This is a genomic window from Gemmatimonadaceae bacterium, from assembly GCA_035633115.1.
Taxonomy (GTDB): domain Bacteria; phylum Gemmatimonadota; class Gemmatimonadetes; order Gemmatimonadales; family Gemmatimonadaceae; genus UBA4720.
This window is the reverse complement of the sequence record DASQFN010000045.1, coordinates 1-18,773: the sequence shown is the minus strand read 5'-3', so window position 1 is coordinate 18,773 and position 18,773 is coordinate 1. Positions and strand designations below refer to the sequence as shown.

Annotated in this window: 18 protein-coding genes; 8 read left to right on the top strand and 10 right to left on the bottom strand. The window is 62.6% G+C overall.

Translation table 11 applies throughout. From position 1 onward, the window contains the following. The first annotated feature begins 16 nt into the window (after window positions 1-16). The 5 genes from VES88_03660 (at window position 17) to VES88_03640 (ending at window position 4,359) form a co-directional block, all read left to right on the top strand. Window positions 17-523 (top strand): BON domain-containing protein, encoded by a 507-nt coding sequence (locus tag VES88_03660; protein HYN80573.1) that lies wholly within the window; start codon window positions 17-19, stop codon window positions 521-523. Window positions 524-607: 84 nt separating this feature from the next. Further along, window positions 608-1,030: a 6-carboxytetrahydropterin synthase gene (locus VES88_03655; GenBank protein ID HYN80572.1), complete on the top strand. Its 423-nt coding sequence runs from the start codon at window positions 608-610 to the stop codon at window positions 1,028-1,030. Next, window positions 1,027-2,373, top strand: a complete 1,347-nt coding sequence (gene dacB, locus VES88_03650) for a D-alanyl-D-alanine carboxypeptidase/D-alanyl-D-alanine-endopeptidase (GenBank protein ID HYN80571.1) — start codon at window positions 1,027-1,029, stop codon at window positions 2,371-2,373. The genes VES88_03655 and dacB overlap by 4 nt, the downstream gene beginning before the upstream one ends. Beyond that, complete coding sequence (gene glp / locus VES88_03645) at window positions 2,373-3,662, top strand: gephyrin-like molybdotransferase Glp (GenBank protein ID HYN80570.1); 1,290 nt, start codon at window positions 2,373-2,375, stop codon at window positions 3,660-3,662. Before dacB ends, glp begins: the two co-directional genes overlap by 1 nt. Window positions 3,663-3,666: 4 nt before the next feature. After that, window positions 3,667-4,359 (top strand): methyltransferase domain-containing protein, encoded by a 693-nt coding sequence (locus VES88_03640; GenBank protein ID HYN80569.1) that lies wholly within the window; start codon window positions 3,667-3,669, stop codon window positions 4,357-4,359. 3 nt (window positions 4,360-4,362) lie between these two features. Here the strand turns inward: VES88_03640 and VES88_03635 are convergent, their stop codons facing one another. The 9 genes from VES88_03635 to VES88_03595 all read right to left on the bottom strand — a co-directional run bounded on the left by VES88_03635 (window position 4,363) and on the right by VES88_03595 (window position 13,768). Further along, on the bottom strand, window positions 4,363-4,929 hold the full coding sequence (locus VES88_03635) for a prolyl oligopeptidase family serine peptidase (GenBank protein HYN80568.1): 567 nt from the start codon (window positions 4,927-4,929) through the stop codon (window positions 4,363-4,365). A 36-nt stretch (window positions 4,930-4,965) separates the two neighbouring features. Continuing rightward, entirely contained in the window at window positions 4,966-6,630 is a 1,665-nt protein-coding gene (locus VES88_03630) for an electron-transfer flavoprotein:ubiquinone oxidoreductase (GenBank protein ID HYN80567.1), read from the bottom strand. 25 nt (window positions 6,631-6,655) lie between these two features. Then, the gene (locus VES88_03625; protein ID HYN80566.1) at window positions 6,656-7,642 is read right to left on the bottom strand and encodes an electron transfer flavoprotein subunit alpha/FixB family protein; all 987 of its coding nucleotides are present in this window, start codon (window positions 7,640-7,642) and stop codon (window positions 6,656-6,658) included. After that, entirely contained in the window at window positions 7,642-8,394 is a 753-nt protein-coding gene (locus VES88_03620) for an electron transfer flavoprotein subunit beta/FixA family protein (GenBank protein HYN80565.1), read from the bottom strand. Before VES88_03620 ends, VES88_03625 begins: the two co-directional genes overlap by 1 nt. Window positions 8,395-8,672: 278 nt before the next feature. Then, window positions 8,673-10,289 carry a S41 family peptidase gene (locus tag VES88_03615; protein HYN80564.1) on the bottom strand — a complete coding sequence of 539 codons (1,617 nt, stop codon included), beginning with the start codon at window positions 10,287-10,289 and terminating at the stop codon, window positions 8,673-8,675. A 298-nt stretch (window positions 10,290-10,587) separates the two neighbouring features. Further along, complete coding sequence (locus tag VES88_03610; GenBank protein ID HYN80563.1) at window positions 10,588-11,766, bottom strand: acyl-CoA dehydrogenase family protein; 1,179 nt, start codon at window positions 11,764-11,766, stop codon at window positions 10,588-10,590. A 28-nt stretch (window positions 11,767-11,794) separates the two neighbouring features. After that, a complete protein-coding gene (locus tag VES88_03605) occupies window positions 11,795-12,277 on the bottom strand; it encodes a SprT-like domain-containing protein (GenBank protein HYN80562.1) in 483 nt (160 codons plus the stop codon). Beyond that, entirely contained in the window at window positions 12,262-13,089 is an 828-nt protein-coding gene (locus tag VES88_03600; protein HYN80561.1) for a metallophosphoesterase, read from the bottom strand. The genes VES88_03605 and VES88_03600 overlap by 16 nt, the downstream gene beginning before the upstream one ends. 1 nt (window position 13,090) lies before the next feature. Further along, window positions 13,091-13,768 carry a hypothetical protein gene (locus VES88_03595; GenBank protein ID HYN80560.1) on the bottom strand — a complete coding sequence of 226 codons (678 nt, stop codon included), beginning with the start codon at window positions 13,766-13,768 and terminating at the stop codon, window positions 13,091-13,093. 72 nt (window positions 13,769-13,840) lie between these two features. Here VES88_03595 and VES88_03590 point away from each other — a divergent pair, with 72 nt between their 5' ends. Genes VES88_03590 through VES88_03580 form a run of 3 tightly spaced genes read left to right on the top strand, consistent with a single transcriptional unit; the run spans window position 13,841 to window position 18,576 of the window. Continuing rightward, a complete protein-coding gene (locus tag VES88_03590) occupies window positions 13,841-15,925 on the top strand; it encodes a carbon starvation CstA family protein (protein HYN80559.1) in 2,085 nt (694 codons plus the stop codon). 3 nt (window positions 15,926-15,928) lie between these two features. Next, on the top strand, window positions 15,929-18,388 hold the full coding sequence (locus tag VES88_03585) for a prolyl oligopeptidase family serine peptidase (protein HYN80558.1): 2,460 nt from the start codon (window positions 15,929-15,931) through the stop codon (window positions 18,386-18,388). Then, a complete protein-coding gene (locus VES88_03580) occupies window positions 18,385-18,576 on the top strand; it encodes a YbdD/YjiX family protein (GenBank protein HYN80557.1) in 192 nt (63 codons plus the stop codon). The genes VES88_03585 and VES88_03580 overlap by 4 nt, the downstream gene beginning before the upstream one ends. Window position 18,577: 1 nt before the next feature. Here VES88_03580 and VES88_03575 read toward each other — a convergent pair. Further along, window positions 18,578-18,773 (bottom strand): hypothetical protein (locus tag VES88_03575; GenBank protein HYN80556.1); only part of this gene is annotated, 196 nt, incomplete at its 5' end.

Sequence of the window (18,773 nt, the reverse complement as noted above, 5' to 3'; positions counted from 1 at the left end):
GGAGCGCGAGGACGAAATGGCCGACGACTACGATAATACCGACGAGATCGCGAATCTCTCCGACGATGAGCTTCGGACGCTCGTGAGAACCGAGCTTCGCGCGCAGAAGGCATTCGACGCCGACGACATCACGGTCAACGTCCGCGACGGACGCGTGAGCGTTTCCGGACGGGTCGGAACCAACGTCGAGCTTCGCGTGGTCGATCATGTGTTGACCGACCTCATCGGACTCAAGGACGCCGAGAACCTGCTCGTTGTGGACGATATCCGGCGGGCCGAGAGTCCCGAGGCGATCGACGAGCACCTCGTCGACGAGGACGAGCACTCCGGAATACTTCTGGGCGATGGGCCGGGTCAACAGAACCCGGAGGCGGAGCACCTAACGCGGGATCGCAATCAAAACCCGCGCGCAACACACGACGTCACTCAGGCGATACAGGAAGCGGAGCCGTGGATTCCCCCCGAGGGGCCGACGCCCGAAGGCCTCGATGAGCCGGAGTCGCGGCGCGACGCATTCGACTGAGCGTCGCGCCCGCGTGCACGTGCGCGGGGGCGATAGATAGCGGACCTCCCCGCTGCCGCAGTGCGACGGCACATTTAACCCCCTATGCCGACCGCATACCTGACGCGACGCGTTACCTTCGCCGCTGCGCACCGCTATCGTCGCCCCGAGTGGAGCGACGAAAAGAACGAAGCCGTGTTCGGCGCCTGCGCCCGGCCGAGCTATCACGGCCACACATACACGTGCGATGTCACCGTGCGGGGCGAGATTGACGACGTCACGGGATTCGTCGTCGATCTCGGCCTTCTCGACCGCGTGCTCGAGACAGAAGTGCGCCAGCGGTTCGATCATCGCAACATCAATCTCGAGGTACCTGAGTTCGCCGACGGCGAGCTGGTGCCGACAGGCGAGAACATCGCCCGCTTCATCAGCGAGCGCGTTCAGGCTTCACTCCCACCTGAAACGCGAGTGACCGAGGTCAGGGTCGCCGAGGATAAAACGCTCAGCGCGTCTTATCGCTCCGAATGAGAGACGCGACGAGAGCGACCGCATATCGCATTGTGGTTCGATTTGCGGCGTTAACGGTGTTCCTCTGGGGGTGCGCGCCTACTACTCAGGGCGGTATCGCTCCCGTCCGAACTCCGTTGGAGACGCTGAGGCATTCGATCGACTCACTCGTCTCGAATCCGCAATTCCGGGGTTCGCACATCGGACTTCTCGTCGTCAATCCGGCAAGCGGCGACACGCTCTATTCACGCAACGCCGGGAAGCTGTTCATTCCGGCGTCGAACATGAAGATCATCACCGGCGCATCCGCGCTCGCGCTGCTCGGGCCCGATTATAGGTTCGAGACGGCGTTCGTCGGACATGGGTTGATCCGGGACAGTGTGCTCGAGGGGCATCTTGTAGTGGCCGCGCGAGGCGACCCCACTGTGAGCGATCGGGTCCAGCAAGGCAACGCCATGAACTGGATGGCGCGTGTAGCCGACTCACTCTTGGCCCACGGCATCAAGCGCGTGACGGGCCAACTGTGGCGTGGCCCCAATGTGTTTCCCGATACGATCTATGGGTACGGGTGGGAGTGGGACGACCTGAGTGGCGGGAGTGCCGCACCAATCGACGAGCTGCTGTACAACGAAGGAATGACAACAGTGACGCGCCGTATCGCGGGTCGTGACACGACCGTAGCGACAGCCACAACTTCGCCGGCAAGGACGTACCTCGAAGCGCTCGCGTCTGCGCTCAGCTCGCGGGGCATCGTCATTAGCGGCGGAATTTCGTACACCCATGAGCCACTCATCACTGACGGTTTCGAGCTCTTCAAAATCACGTCGCCACCCCTGCGTGAGATTCTTCGCTACATGGAAAAGCCATCGCAAAACCAGATCGCGGAAGTGTTGCTGCGAACGATCGGCCTCGAGCGCTCGGGTATTGGCAGCGCGGACAGCGGATCAGCTGTTGTCTCGCGCCAGCTCGTGGCGTGGGGCGCGGAGCGGGACGGATTCATCGTGTACGACGGTAGTGGACTTTCGCGTCATAACCTGCTCACGCCCGAAACGGTCGTGAGAACGCTCGTCGCAATTCAGCGCGACACCGCGTTTCAGGTTTTCTACGATGCGCTGCCAATTGCCGGCGTCGACGGCACGATAAGAACGCGCATGGTCGGGACTCCCGCCGCCGGGAACATGCGCGCCAAGACCGGGAGCCTCGAGTTCGCGCGCTCATTGTCGGGGTACGTCAACAACGGCGACGGCGATCGCCTCGTATTCAGCATCCTCAACAATCACTTCACGGTGCCGGTGGACAGTGTGAGCCGCTTCCAGAACAGCGTCGGTGTGCTCCTCGCCGGCTATCGCGCCAGACGCCGCTGATGATCACAGTCGGCGAAGCGAGCGCGAGGATCCTCAGGAAGATTCAGCCGCTCGACGCCGAGGCCGTGCCGTTGGAGCGGGCCGCGGGACGCGTTCTGGTGGACAGGGTTGTGGCGAACACCACCTCGCCGCCGTGGGACAACTCGTCCATGGACGGCTACGCCGTGCGGAGCTCCGATCTTGTGACGGGGAATAATCTCCACTCACCAAGAGCGGCGTCGATTGACGCCGGGCGGCCACAACTGAAGGTGGTCGCTACTATCGCGGCAGGACAGCATGCGCTTCGTCCGCTTGGTGCAGGCGAAGCGATGCGGATAATGACCGGCGCGCCAATTCCGCTCGGCGCCGACACGGTAATTCGGATCGAGGATACAGACCGCGGTGCAGAGCGCGTCGGGGTCACTGATCTTCGCGACCTTGGAAGGAATATTCGGCGGGCCGGCGAGGATTTCAACGAGGGACAGACGCTGTTCGAGCCGGGCACGGAGGTCCGCGCTGCGCATCTCGGCGTGCTCGCGGCCGCGGCGGTCCGCGAAATCCGGGCGTACCGCACGCCCCGCGTTGCAATCTTGAGCTCGGGTGACGAGCTCGTCGAGCTCGCTGGTTATTCGCCGGCCGACTCTGCGGCGAAGATCATCAACGCGAATTCATGGACGCTTCGTGAGCTCATTGCAGACGCTGGTGGCGAGCCTGTGGACCTCGGCGTTGCGGCCGATACGCCGTCTTCACTGCGCGAGAAGCTCGAGCTCACGCAGCACGAGCGCGTCGATCTCATCATTACCTCGGCGGGCGTTTCAGTCGGAGACCTAGATCACATGCGCTCAGTCTTTGCGGAGATGGGCGGCGAGCTCGACTTCTGGAGAGTACGCATGCGGCCCGGCGCGCCGATGGCCTTCGGCACGCTTCGCGGAATTCCGTGGCTTGGGTTCTCGGGGAATCCGGTTTCGGCGATGGTATCGTTCGAGGTATTTGCCCGGCCGGTAATACGGAAGATGTCAGGCCACGAAACGCTGCATCGAGCGCTGATTCCGGTTCGTCTTGGCGAGCCGGTCGATATTGCCACGCGGCTCACACATTTTCTTCGGGCAACCGTCACGCGCGCCGACGACGGTGCCTACATCGCGCACCTGGCCGGATCGCAGAGCTCCGCCGTGCTCACTGCGATGGCGCGCGCCAATGCATTGCTCGTGGTCCCGGCAGACAGCGCATCGAATCCGGCTGGAACGATGCTCAACGCACTTCCGCTGACCGACGACATGGGCATGACGTCGCATTTCGCGATTCAGTGACGCCGTGACACAGCCGCTCGACGATCTCAGCGGCAAACGCCTTGTCGCGGCGCTGGAGAAGCGGTTCGACACGGTCATCGAAGACGTCCCTGTCGGCGATCGGACGTTCAGCATTCTGCGGCCGCGGAAATCAGACGATCTGATTCGAGAGGAGGATTTCGTCGAGGACGAGAGGCTTCCCTACTGGGCGGACATCTGGCCTGCGTCGACGATCCTGGCGGAGCAGATTCTCGCCAGAAATGGACATGGGCGGCGTCTGCTCGAGCTCGGATGCGGAGTGGGCCTCGTGACGACGGCCGCGATTGCGTCGGGACACGAGGTACTTGCGTCCGACTACTACACGGATGCGCTGGCGTTCACGCGCGCGAACGCATTTCAGAACCTCGGCAAATCGCCAGAGGCCAAGATGCTGAACTGGCGGAGCTTTCCCGCGGACGCGACGAACTTCGACAAGGTGATCGCGTCGGACGTTCTCTATGAGAGCGAGTACGCGAAGATCCTTCCGGCAGTGCTGATGGGAACGCTGTCACTGCACGGCGTCGCGTTGATCGCCGATCCCGGTCGCATCGCCGCGCCGGAATTTCTGGAGAAGTGCGAGAATGTCGGTCTGGAGCTCCTGGGAAAGGAGACGTTCCCCTACGAGGTAGGGGAGATCAGCCAGAAGATCGATATTTACGAGCTGGGTCGGACCAGATAGCGCTCATCGCTTGCGTCGCTGCGCGAAGAGCCACGTGACAAATTGTGGTGACGCATACGTCGCGTCCCAGACATTGTGGTCCATCCCGAGAAACTCTGTGTACCTGACGTCGCCTCCCGCGCTGCGGATGGCTTCCGCCGCCTGACGGGACTGTGACACCGGGACAGCCTGATCGATCTCGCCGTGAAAGATCCACGTCGGAAGCTTTGCGATGCGTCGCGCCAGCGTTGAAAACGCAGCGGCGCTGTCCGCAGGTACTGCCGACTTGAAAGTCCTCGTGGAAAGCGGGGTGACGAACGCGCAAATCGGAGCAATCGCCGCGAACCGGTCGGCATGATTGTACGCGAGATGCCATGTGCCGTTGCCGCCCATGGACAAACCGGTCAGATAGACGCGATCGGGATCGATGCGGAACTCGGCGACCGCCTTATCGAGCGCGCCCATTGCGACCTGCGCCGGGATCCCTACCCACGAGGAATCACTGGGGACCTGCGGAAAGATCACTATCGCGGGATAAGCCGAAGGCGCGCGTCGGATCGCTGCGCCAAGCGCGTTGGACGTTTGGAGCAACCTGTCACTCCCTCTTTCTCCAGCGCCATAGAGAACCTACATCAATCGATATCGTGGTCCGGCGTCGCCTTCGCGGGGCGTCCACCGCGGACCGATCACGTCCGTTGCCTTGCAGTCGATGCAGTTGGCAGGACTGACGACGAGACGATCGCCGTCACGTTCGTAGACACCGGCTGGGCACATGTGCTGATAGAGCGTCGCGACTTCGGGCGGAATGTCCTTTCCAATGACGAGGTGTGAAGGAATATCATCGCGCGTCGCGTTGCGTGACTTGAAGTTCGCGTCGAGCTTGCTGAAGGTCAGCTTGCCGTCCGGGACGAATCGAGTCTCGGGCGCTACCTCGCGTGCCACGTGCGCGTCGGGCTCGGACTCGATCTTTCTCCCGAGCAGCGCGCCCCCAGTCAGCGTCATGAGCGTTGCCTTGAATCCGCCGCCGTACAGGCCGCCCTTCTGGAATGCGAGCCGCATGTTGCGCCGTTTTTTCAGATCGCTGACGATGTAGCTCGAGTTCACAAGCGAGTCATAACCGGCGAGCGCCTCGCGCGACGTGTCGTTTTTCTTCAGTGCATCGAAGATCGTGCGCGCCGCGAAGATTCCCGATTGCATCGCGTAGTGGACGCCCTTGAGCGATGCGACTTCCACGAATCCCGCGGCATCGCCCGCAATGAGAAATCCGTTGCCGTGGCGCCGCTCGGGCAGCGCGTAATAACCACCTTCCGGAATCGTCTTTGCGCCCCACTCCACCATTTCACCGCCCTCGAGATAATCGCGAAACAGCGGCGCAGTCTTCAGTCGCTGCAGCAGCTCGTGGATGTCGAGCGTGGTCTGCTTGTAATCCATGCCGACAACGATGCCGAGCGCAACGAGCGTCGGTGTCAGCGGATACATGAAGCTGCCGCCGAACGCGTCCTTCGGCAGCGGCCAGCCGAGCGTGTGAATGATCGCGTCGAGCGGCTTTTTTGTCTCCCAGATTTCCTTTACACCGAGAGCAAAGATCTGCGGATTCTCCGATCCGATTTTTTCGGATGCCATCAGCGCCTGCGACAGCGAGCCGCGCGTGCCTTCGGAAAGGACGGTGACTCGCGCCGAAATGTCCGTCGGCGGCGAGTAGCTGCTGCCCGGCGTTCCGTCGCGCCCCAGACCAGCCGGCGCCGTCCGCACACCGATCACCTCGTCGTTCTCCATCGCCAGCGATGCAACGGGAAATCCGGTGAAGACGTTGACGCCGAGCGCTTCGGCTTTCTCACCGAGCCACCGCACGATCTCCGACAGCGACGCGATGAAGTAGCCGTGGTTCTGCATCGTCGGCGGCGCGGGGATCCGCTGTGCGCGGTCGCCCATCATGAAATAGACCCGCTCATTGGTGACCGGCGCGCGAAACGGAAAATCGCTGTCCTTCAACTGAAGAAAGAGCGCGCGCAGCGCGATCGGATTTACGACTGCGCCCGAGAGCGAATGCTCGCCGAGTCCGGGGGCTTTCTCGAGGACGGCGATCTGTATCTCGCCAAGTGATCCACCGGCTTCATTGTCTTGCTTTACGAGATTGGCGAGCTCGATTGCGCCCGCAAGTCCGGCCGGTCCCCCACCGACGAACACGACATCCATTGGAACAGCTTCTGAATCGAGCGGCTCACGAATGATCAGCCGCTCGGTGGGAAGTGGGGGCTGGTACTCGCTGGGAACGACGCGGAAGGTGCTCATTTACGCGCGGTCGCTTCCTCTTCCATTAATGTCCCTTTCTGGCTTCGCGCACCGCCGCGGTCAAAGCGGGGACAACTTCGAAGACGTCCCCGACAATCCCGTAGTCCGCGACATTGAAGATCGGCGCGTCCTTGTCTTTGTTGATCGCAACGATCGTCCGCGAAGTGCGCATTCCCGCGAGATGCTGCACCGCACCGGAGATTCCTACCGCGATGTACAGATCGGGACTCACAAGGCGCCCCGTCTGACCGATCTGGTCGCTGTGCGGCCGCCAACCGTCGTCGGTCACCGCGCGAGTCGCGCCGACGGCGGCGTTGCCGAATGCGTCGGCAAGCTCCTCGACGAGCTTGAAGTTCTCCGCCGCTTTGAGACCACGCCCGCCCGCGACGATGACCGGCGCATCCGCGAGGTCGAGTTTCCCTCCCCCTCCCTGCACGAGCTCCTTCACTACGACGCGCGATGCCGACGGATCCCCAACCGGCTCGGCCGTTTCCACGCGGCCGGCCGTCGGCGTCTGCGCCGGAGTGAACGTGTTGGGACGTATGGCGATCACGGCGGGCGTGTGCGCGATGGCGATGGTTGCGATCAATTTGCCGATGTTCATCGGGTGCTTCACGATGAGCGTATCCCCCGTGAGCTCCAGGCCGGTTACGTCGGTGACCAGCCCTACGCCCAGCTTCGCGGCCACACGCGGCGCGAGATCGCGACCCTGCGCCGATGTCGTGAACACCGCGGCTCGATAGCCGCCACCCTTTATTCGCTCGGCCGCCAGCGCTGCAGTCGCCTCGGGATTGTATTGCGTGAATCCCGGATGCTCGCAGAGGATCACGATGTCCGCACCATGCTGCGCGAGCTGTTCCGCCTTTGCGCCGATTCCAGGTGCACCGACGAGGAGTGCGTGGACTTCACCACCGGTGGAGTCGGCAAGCGTGCGCGCGGCGGTTATCGTCTCCAGCGCGACTTTTCGCAGCTCACCGTTTCGAGCTTCCGCGAATGCAAAGATGTTCGCCATCAGAGAACCTTCGCCTCGGTCTGAAGAGCCTTGATCAGGTCCGGCACCGCGGCCGAGCCTTCGCCGATTATCCGCCCAGCTGCGCGCTCCGGCGGCAGCTCGAGCTTCTGCACCGTGACCTTATTCTCGCCGAGTGTCGCAGGCTTTACATCCAGCGGCTTTTTCTTGGCGGCCATGATGCCCTTGAGCGAGGGATACCGCGCGGTATTCAGGCCCTCGTCGACAGTCAGCACGGCCGGCAGGGGAAACTCGACGATTTCCTGCGCGCCCTCGAGCTCACGCTTCGCCGTTCCTTTTCCATCGGCGATGTCGAGCTTCGAGATCGCGGTGACGCAGGGAAGACCGAGGAGCTCCGCGACGATTGGACCGACAACTCCGTTCGACGAGTCGGGGGACATCTTGCCAAAGAAGATCAGATCGTAACCGCCGTCCTTCAGCTCGGAGACGAGTGCCGAAGCAATAGCAAATCCGTCGAACGGGATGCGATCTGTCTTGAGATGAATTCCACGGTCCGCCCCCATGCTGAGGGCCTTCCGAATCGTCTCGGCGGCAGCATCGGGTCCGAGCGAGAGGATGACTACCTCGCCCTGACCCGCCTTTTCCTTGAGCTGGAGTGCAGCCTCCACGGCCCAGGCGTCGAAATCATTGATGTCGTATTTGAGCCCGGAGTCATCGAGCGATGTGCCATCCGCCCCGATCCTGAAGCGAACGTCCATGTCGGGAACACGCTTGATACAAACGGCAATCTTCAACCCGGCATCCCTTGTGAAAGATTTCACACAAAGATACCAGAAGCGGGCCAGAGGGTGCAGAACGCAAAGCGGGGTCCGGCTCCCTCTTCCGGACCCTCACTCCGTTGTCATGACGCGCCGTAGTCCAATCATCATGACCTGCCGTGCACTCACAATATGACCTGCGCACATCCAAAAGCATGACCTGCGTACACCCAACAACCTGACCTGCCGTGAGCTCCGCTGCCGAGAACCGAGACTCGGGGAGCAGAAGATATGCTGGTTGCGTCACAAAAGCGTCAGCGACGTTTGATGAGCTCCGTTGCGGTGCGAAGGGCATCCTCGTATTTAACCTCGACGTCCGGTTTCAGGCCCTGCGCTTCCCACCCCTGGTTCGTTTTGGGATCGTACGTCCGGCCGCGCGGCAGAAACACCCGGAAGCCTTCGGGGAGCGAGACGAACCCTCCGAAATGGCCTCCGCCAGCTGTCCGCTCGCCAACGATCGTGATGCGATTTTTGACCTTGAGCCCGAAGGCAAACGACTCGGCCGCCGAAATCGTGCGCTTGCTCGTGAGGACAATAACGGGAGTGTTCGGCAGACGTTTGCCGCCGACTCGTTCCGATGTCCGTCGCTCACTGGGCCCGTCCATTCCGCGAGCGAAGGTCGACACGAGATGAGTCGGCTTGTCGAACAGGTATGAAGACAGATACCGGACCATCTCGGGTCCGCCGCCGCGATTCTGCCCGACGTCGATGATCAGCGCTTTCACGTTTGCGAACATCTTCATGATCGAATCGGCGACGGCAACCGCTTCGGGAGATCCGGAGAACCCGGGAAGCTCGAGGTACCCGATGTTGCCCGGGAGTATCTCGGCGCGGCCGAACCCATAAGCGCCGCTCTCGGAAACTCTCACTCTGCGAGGCGTCGGCGTGGCGGAGGCAGACGGCTGCGGTCGAGGAGTCGCCGGACCTGTTTGAATGGTTCCGCTCGAGCGGGGCACCCGGCGAAGCACTGGCCCGGCTTCCGCTGATCCGCCGCCGTAGTGGAGCCCCAGATGTCTGTCGTTGCTGATTCGACGGAGCGTCGTGGTTACCCGCTCAGCGAATGAGTCGCCGGTCGCGAAACAGTCAAACGCCCCAGCCTTGAGCTCGGCGCGCAATGTGTCCGCGAGCATCCGCGCGGTTTTCTCGTAGATGTAGCCGGCGATGAGCGTGTCGGTGAGCGCCGAGATGACCGCTTCCTTTGCGACCGCGGTGAGCTGTGGCGACGGCGTGGAGGTCTGCTGTCCCGACTGAGCATAGGCAGGGACCGCCACACCACCGAATCCGCAAACGGCGAGGAGCAAGAACGAGCGAGCTGCGGCGGCGCGTGCTCGCCGGGCAGGACCTTTCGCGATGGACTTCCTACCGGGCTCTTTCAGACTGCGGTCTTTGGATTTTCGGGAAAGGCGCTCGATTACTTCCTCCGCGAGACTGCGCTGCTCCAGTCCATCGTCGACCTTGTCGAGGATCGGCAGGATATCGCATCCGGCCGCGAGAAAGCGCTCACGCTGCGCGGCGCCGAGCTCTTTCCAGACACGGAACAGCTCGGGCGCCATCCGCCGTCCTTTTGGCGTGAGAGCGATCATGCGCCGGCGGGCGTCGTCTTCATCGCGTACGGCGCGAACGATTCCAGCCGAGATCATCTCGTCGGTGATGCCGATTACGCCGGGGTGTGTGAGGCGTAGGCGGGCAGCGATCTCGCCCACCGCGAGCGGTGATCCACCGTGCAGAAGCTGGAACGTCGAGGCCCATCGCGAACGGAATTCCAGGTCTCGCACGTCGTAGACGTTTTGCGCGGTGCGGAGAAGGGCTTCCATGAGGCGTCGGAAGCGGTGGTCGAGAACAACGGGGCCGAGCTGGCGGATGTAGTCCATGAGAGTGAACCAGGCTGAGTTAGGTAAGTGGTTACAGTAAGTACTAACGGTTCGACCGGAAGGCGGGTCGGATGGTTTACTGGTCCGGAAACCAAAGCGGGGTCCGGATTCGAATCCGGACCCCGTGCCCAAAACGCGCTCTTCGCTCCGCTCGGAGGACAGCTTCCTCGATGCGAAGAACCTATCCGGGGTGCGTCAGCGAGCCGTCAGCGGTCTCCGTGCGCTCTTGACCGGGCAATGCGCCTGATGCGCGCAGTGCGCCTGATCCGCTTAATCCGTTGATCCGCTGGATCCGGTCTCACTCGAAAGCGGACAACCCCGTCACTGCCTGGCCGATAATCAGTGTATGGATGTCGTGCGTCCCCTCGTAGGTGTAAACGCTCTCGAGGTTCTCCATGTGACGCATCGACGCATACTCGGCGAGAATTCCATTGGCACCAAGCAGCCGGCGCGCCTCACGCGCGATATCCGTGGCGATGTTCACGTTGTTCCGCTTGGCGAGCGAGACCTGCTGCGGCGTGAACGTCCCCGCATCCTTGAGGCGCCCGACATGCAGGGCCAGCAGCTGCGCCTTCACGATCTCAGTCACCATGTCTGCCAGGCGCTGCTGCTGAAGCTGAAATCCCGCGATCGGGCGGCCGAACATCACCCGGTTCGTTCCGTACGCCAGGGCCTCCTCGTAGCACGCCATCGCGGCGCCAACAGCACCCCACGCAATTCCGTACCGCGCCTGCGTCAGGCACATCAACGGACTCTTGAGCCCGCCTGACCTCGGCAGAAGCGCGGTCGCGGGAAGCCGGACGTCCTGAAACACCAGCTCGCTGGTGTCCGACGCACGCAACGAGAGCTTCCCCTTCTGATCCTTTGCTGAAAAGCCCGGCGTGTTGGTCGGAACGATGAATCCGCGAATGGAGCTCTCCTCTTTTGAGTCGCCCGTCTTCGCCCACACGATTGCAACCTGCGCAGTCGATCCGTTCGTGATCCACATCTTCCCGCCATTCAGGACCCAGCTCCCGTCGGACTCCTCCCGGGCGCGCGTGATCATACCCGACGGGTTGGAGCCGTAATCGGCCTCCGTCAGTCCGAAACACCCGATCACCTCGCCACTCGCCATCTTCGGCAGTAGCTCGCGCTTCTGCTCCTCACTTCCGAATGCGTAGACCGGATACATGACGAGCGAGCCCTGCACCGACGCGAACGATCGCACGCCGGAGTCCCCACGCTCGAGCTCCTGCATGATGAGGCCGTATGAGACGTTGTTCAGGCCTGCGCAGCCGTACTCCTCGGGGAGATTCGCGCCGAGCACGCCGAGCTCGGCCATCTGCGGCACGATCTCCTTCGGGAATCGTCCTTCGACGTAGCACTTTCCGATGACCGGAAGCACACGCTCGTCGACGAAGCGGTGAATGCTGTCGCGCACCGCGCGCTCCTCCTCGGAGAACGCGGAATCGATGTTGTAGAGGTCGGCCTTGGGCATCGCGGAAAGATACGTCGCGCCGGCGCGGCTAAGCCACGTCGCGGTGCGCTCTCGGGCTTATGCCGACCGTGCGCGCTTTGGCGCGGAACTGCCGCCCGTGGTCCACCCGCAGCCCGCTCTCGTCCTGCCACTGATGCACCATCTCATGCAACAACGTCTCGATCGCTTCGCCCCAACCATGTCGTCGGATGTGACGGCGGCTGATAGCGATCTCGGCGCCCTCGCCCGATGGATCGCGGTGAGTGTAGTGACCGAGTCTGCTCTTCATGCGCCGCGACACGCGTATCGGAATCCTCGACAGTGAGCCGTCGAACCGCTCGCGATTGAGCACCTCGTAAGCGCGCACGAGCTTTTGAGCAATCGCGTCATCGTCAGGATGAGTTCTTTCAGTGGCGCGACGCCTTCGCGGAGGCGCCTCGAGCTCCAGCGTGAGCTGCGACTCGTCGTATGCGCGAGTTACCCGGCGTCTTCGACGACCGAGGCCGAGGAGAAGCTTTAGCGCTCGAAGCATTCGTGTGGGCCGGCCACGAAGGTCCTGCCCGCCTCCGACCAGATGTGCGTCGTTACCTCGACCTGCCCTGGCAGGATGCGAATCACGTTCACGGACGACGGCCTGCCACCGCGTGACCGGCTCGACACCGTTCCCGCAGTGGAGATGACCGTTCCCTTTTTGGTGTGCTCGATGTAATGCACCGACTCCTGGTGATCGTGACCGCAAAGGATGAGATCCACTCCCATCGCGGCGAAAGCGCCGAGGATTTTCTTCGTTCGCTTGAGGCCGTGACGCTGCGAGAGCTCACCCTTCACCGGATTGTGGTGCATCACGATGACCCGCGCGTCGGGCGGCGGCGACTGGTTGAACGCAATCTCCGCCTTTCTGAATTGCTCCCGCCTGATGTCGCCGATGATGGAGATGTCGCGAACGTTCCAGGTGAGCGTGCGCATGGTCACGCCATGCGAGGTGTTGAGGCCGACAAAGGTTGTTCCGGGTAATCTCAGCACCGGCTCGAGCTCACTCGAGATGAACTTCGAGTAGTTCTCGTAGAGCTTGTCCTTCCGGCCGATCCCGAACGGCGCATGCCACCACGCCACGTCGTGGTTTCCCGGCACCACGATAGTCTTGCTCACCTTCTGCGCGTCGCGAAGAAAAACGGCCGCACGCTGAAACTCACCCGACCGCGCGCGCTGCGAGAGGTCTCCGGATATCGCAACGACGTCGAACTTCTCGTTCTGAATTATTGCTTCGATGGCCTCGATCTGCGCCGGCACGGCCGGCCGTCCGAAGTGCAGATCAGAAACATGGAAGACTTTAATCGCCTCCACTCTATCGCGCCGCGACGAGGTCGGCGATGCGCTGCGCGATATCGCCCGCCATCGCCGGCGAAAGGCTTCGCGAAACCTCGCCCGTGACTGCGCCGGACCACTGAATGCGCGCGGTTCGCGCGTCGATCAGATAGACGAGAACGGTGCCGCGCAGTCCTCCCGCCGCCTTCTCGAACACAAGCGTCGCGGGTAGAATGGCGTACCGCGCGTCCCTCATCGAGACGAGCGAGCGGACCTGCGATGCGAGCGGCTCACTCAGCGGGTCGTCGCCCGCCCTTACGAGCCGGCGGAGTCCAGCGGCGGCCAGCGCATGAGGGTCAGGAAGCATCCCGGTGTTGCGCCGTGCCGCGGCGGATATTTCCTGCGCGAATGTCCAGGTGCTTCTCAGCCCCCGGTCGCCGAGTGCGGAGGCGATGGAGTCGTCGAGGGCGGCAAGGAACTGGCTCGTTACCGAGGGCGGCTGCTGCCAGGTCGAGTCCGGGAACGAGATGTTCCGTTGAACGGGAAGCACCACCACCTGTCGGCCGGCCATGTACGCGAGCGGGGTACTCTGTGGCCGCGGAATGCCACCAGGCACGCCGCCGCCCGAGCATCCGATGAGTGCACCCGCACACAGGAGGCCGGCAACTGCAGCGGCGACTGCCAACGGCGTGTCTTTCAGTCTGGCGAGTGAACCCATGGGCTGATTGCGGGAAAGTTAACCGATACACAATTTCACCGCCTCCACCTGCCACACTCTCCAGCGAAACACATGCGCAGATTTCTTCAGCCGCTGATTTTCGCGCTGATCGCGTTACTCGGTGCAGGCAGCTTCGCACGGCTCGCCCTGTCGCGCGGCGAGACGGTGAACGCGGCGTGGCTGCTCACCGCGGCGATCTGCACGTACGCCGTGGCGTACAGGTTCTACAGCAAGTTCATCGCGGCGAAGATCTTCGACCTGCGTGACGATCGTGCGACCCCCGCTGTGCGTCTGAACGACGGCCGCGACTACTCGCCGACGAACAGGTGGATCGTGTTCGGCCATCACTTCGCTGCGATTGCCGGGCCCGGCCCTCTCGTTGGTCCTACTCTCGCGGCGCAATTCGGATTCCTTCCCGGCGCTCTCTGGATCATCATCGGCGTCGCGCTGGGCGGCGCGGTGCAGGACTTCGTCATCCTCGCGTCATCCATCCGGCGCGACGGCAAATCGCTGGGGCAGATGGCGAGGGACGAGATTGGAAAGGTCGCGGGCGCGACCGCACTCGTCGCTGTGCTCGGCATAATGGTCGTCCTGATCGCCGTGCTCGCTCTTGTCGTCGTGAATGCGCTCAAGGCGAGCCCGTGGGGGATTGTGACAATTGGTCTCACGATTCCCATCGCGATGTTCATGGGTGCATACCTGCGGTGGGTCCGCCCGCACCGCGTTCTCGAAGCGACCGCGATAGGAATTGTTCTCCTTACGCTTGCGCTGTTCGCGGGCCAGTGGGTCGCGCAGAATCCGACGCTGGCGCCGATCTTCACTCTGAAGGCAACGACGATCGCTCTTCTCATCATGGCGTACGGCTTCGCAGCGTCGGTGCTTCCCGTGTGGCTGCTCCTCGCCCCGCGCGATTACCTGTCGGCATTCGTAAAGATCGGAGTCGTAGTCGCGCTGGCGCTGGGCATTCTCTTCGTGCTGCCGCCGCTCCAGATGCCGGCGCTGACGCGCTTCACCGATGGAACAGGGCCGGTGTTTGCCGGAAAGGTGTTCCCGTTTGCGTTCATTACAATTGCCTGCGGGGCGATATCGGGGTTTCACGCTCTCATTGCGTCTGGGACCACGCCAAAGATCATCGAGTGCGAGAGTGATGCGCGGATGGTCGGGTACGGGGCGATGCTCATGGAGTCGCTCGTCGCGGTGATGGCGCTCATTGCAGCGTGCCTGCTCACTCCCGGGGTCTACTTCGCAATCAACGCCCCTGTCGGCGCGCTCGGGACAACCGCGGCATCGGCGGCGGCGGCAATCAGCAACTGGGGATTTACGCTCGTCCCGGGTGAAATGGAAAATCTTGCTCGCCAGGTTGGCGAGAGCTCGCTCCTCTCACGCACCGGGGGTGCGCCAAGCCTCGCGGTGGGAATGGCGCTCCTCTTCTCGCGCGTGCTGGGCGGCAGCGAAGCCATGGCCCTCTGGTACCATTTCGCGATCATGTTCGAGGCGTTGTTCATCCTCACCACACTCGACGCGGGGACGAGGGTCGGCCGCTTCATGCTCCAGGACCTCGCCAAACATGTATGGGCTCCCATGGGCCGTGTATCGTGGTATCCGGCGGTCGTCATCTCCAGCGCCGTGTTCGTGATGATGTGGGGCTACTTCCTCTATCAGGGCGTCCTCGACCCGCTCGGCGGCATCAACTCTCTCTGGCCGCTTTTCGGAATCTCCAATCAGCTGCTGGCCGCCGTCGCGCTCTGCGTCGGGACGACGATCATCATCAAGATGGGCAAGGCGCGATACGCCTGGGTTACGGTTCTTCCTCTCACGTGGCTTGCGGTCGTAACGCTCACTGGCGGATGGATCAAGATCTTTTCCGATAGTCCGCGGCTGGGATTTCTGTCGCATGCGCGTTTGTTCGAGGGAATGGTTGCCGCGGGAACGGTGCCGCCCGGCGTCGCGAGCATTGAAGCGGCACGACGCATGATCTTCAACGACTACCTCGATGCCGGAGTTGCCGCGTTCTTCATGATCTCGGTTGTAGTGATCATCGTAGCCTCCGCGCACGAGTGGTTCTCCGTCGTGAGTGGACGGAAAAGTGCAATCACGACTGAAGTCGAATACAGTCACACTCGGGATTTTGTCATTCAAGCAGCTGGCGGAGGGTGAGTCATGGCGGAACGTGAGTCATGGCTGAGGGCGAACATGCGTGAGGAAGCGACCACGAAGTCCACGAAGAACACGGAGTTTTTTTTGGGAGTCTCGCGTCAATTGTTACGGTATTTCGCCGCTGGTTGCTGCCTCGCTGTCGCGGCTTCGCTAACCGCGCCTCCTGCTGGCGCTCAGCGCACGTCCAGCTTCGACTTTTCCATCAAGAACATCATGCGCGGACCGGAGCTCTACGGCCGGCCGCCGGCTGACGTGCGATGGAGCGCGGATTCGAGGTGGATCTACTTCAACTGGCTCGAGCCGGGCACCGACTGGCGCGAGCAGGTGAAGCGATACCGCGTGCGTGCGGCGCCCGGCTCGAAGCCGGAACGCGTCTCGCCCGCGCAATTCGACTCGGTCGGCGCACTCATCTCGAGCGGCGACCGATCGAGGAACGGCCGCTACATGGCGGTCGAGCACAACGGCGACATATACGTCACCGATCTGCAGAACGGAACAACGCGGCGGCTCACGCAGACGGTTGCCCGTGAGCACACCCCGGAATTCGCCGTTGACGCGAACCGCCTTTTCTTCGTGCGCGACAACAACGTTTACTCGATAGATCTTTCGGGCGGTCTTGTTCGACAGCTTACCGATATTCGTCCGGGGCCCGCACCGGTGGACTCCGCCCGAGCCACCGGCCAGCGCGGCCGGATCGAGCAGCAGCAACGCGACCTCTTCGAGGCAATCCGCGACCGCGTTAGCGCGGACAGCATTCGCAAAGCTGCAGAGCGCGAGCGTGAGGCCCGCGGGGTCAAAATCCATTACACGCAGCGAGGCGAAGAGCTTTCCGCACTCTCGGTCGCGCCTGACGGCAATGCGCTTCTGGTGCAGACGCGCATTCCGCCGCAGGGAACGCGCGCTGTGGAGGTCGTGCGGCTCGTAACAGAGACCGGTTACCCCGAAGTCATCCGCGGCCGGACAAACGTTGGTGACGTGCAGGTTCGGGGACGGCTTGGCTTCCTGAGCCTGCCATCCGGGACGATCAAGTGGCTCAACCCCTTCCCCACCGATACAGCAAACGGGTTCGTTCAGATCCTCGACTGGAGCGCCGACGGATCGCGCGCCGCGTTTTATTCTTACACCGGCGACAGCAAGCTCCGGCTGCTTCAGTCGATCGACGCGGCGACGGGTACGCTCCGAACGCTGGAGACGCTGCGCGACAGCGCCTGGGTTGGCGGTCCCTGCAGCTCATGCGGCGGATGGTACGCCAACGGCCGGCGCTTCTGGTATGTCTCCGAGGCAACGGGATTTGCACACCTCTACACGGTTGCTGCCGACGGCACCGACCGCCGCCAGCTCACCAGCGGTCGATGGGAAGTCCGTGACGTCGATTTTTCACCCGATGAGAAATGGTTCTATCTCCACACCAGCGAGATATCGCCGGCCGAGGAGCAGATCTACCGCATGTCCGTGAACGGCGGCTCGCGCGAGCGGCTCACCACGAAATCGGGCCGGCACCTTGGCGTCGTGTCGCCCAACGGTGAATGGATCGCCGACGTCTACTCCTTCGTGAATCGCCCGCCTGATCTCTTTCTGATGCGCAACCGCGCGCGTGCCGACGCAGTTCAGCTCACTGTATCGCCGAGCGCGGAGTGGCTGTCGTTTCCGTGGATCGTGCCGGAGATCGTCAAGATTCCCGCCTCGGACGGTGTTGGAGTTCCCGCGCACATCTATCGTCCGAAGGACATGAACGCCGAGCCAAACGGCGCTGCCGTGATCTTCGTTCATGGAGCGGGCTATCTGCACAACGTCGGCAATTTCTGGTCGGAGTATCCGCGCGAGTACATGTTCAATCAGTATCTCGCGTCGAAGGGGTACGTCGTTCTAGACCTGGACTATCGCGCGTCGGATGGATACGGGCGTGACTGGCGGACGGCGATCTACAGATACATGGGCGGCCGGGATCTTCAGGACCAGGTTGACGCGTCCCGATACCTCACGAAGGAATACTCGATCAACCCCGAGCGGATCGGAATCTACGGGGGAAGTTACGGCGGATTCATAACGCTCTTTGCGCTGTTCACTCAGCCGCAGTTCTTCGGCGCTGGGGCGGCGCTCCGCAGCGTCACCGACTGGGCGCATTACAACCACGGCTACACGTCGCGGATTCTCAACTTTCCGCAGACGGACACGCTTGCCTACCGCCGGTCATCGCCCATCTATTTTGCCGAGGGGCTTCGCGATCCGCTGCTGATGGCGCATGGGATGGTGGACATCAACGTGCACTTCGAGGACATCGTTCGTCTTACGCAGCGGTTCATCGAGCTCGGTACAACGGGCTGGGAGCTTGCCGTTTATCCGGTTGAGGATCACGCGTTCCTGCGACCATCGTCATGGACCGACGAGTACCGCCGGATCTTCGAGCTCTTCGAGCGGAACTTGCCGTCACGCGTTCCCTTCCAACCCGATCCGCCGCAGTGAATCGACTAACCGCTCTCGTCTCCGGGATCGCGCGCACTTTGCGCGCGATGCTCGGCGTGCCCGACTACGAGCGATACATGTCGCATTGCCAAAGTCATCATCCGGATACGAAACCGATGACGAAGGATCAGTTCGCGGCGGACCTCTTGGAAAGGAAGTACAGCAGGCCGGGTACTCGCTGCTGCTGACTTACTTCAGCGGAATCCAGTAGCTCACCTTCACGGCGAGGAAGGTGTCACCCTTCGCCCGGAATGCGTCGAAGATGTCGCCGGGCCGTACCAGTCCCAGCTCGCGGTTCGCGCTCTTGTCCTGCTGCCACACCACGAACATCGTGCTGCCCGGGTGCCATTCCCAGCGCAGAACGGCGTTGCTGCGTAACGACCTG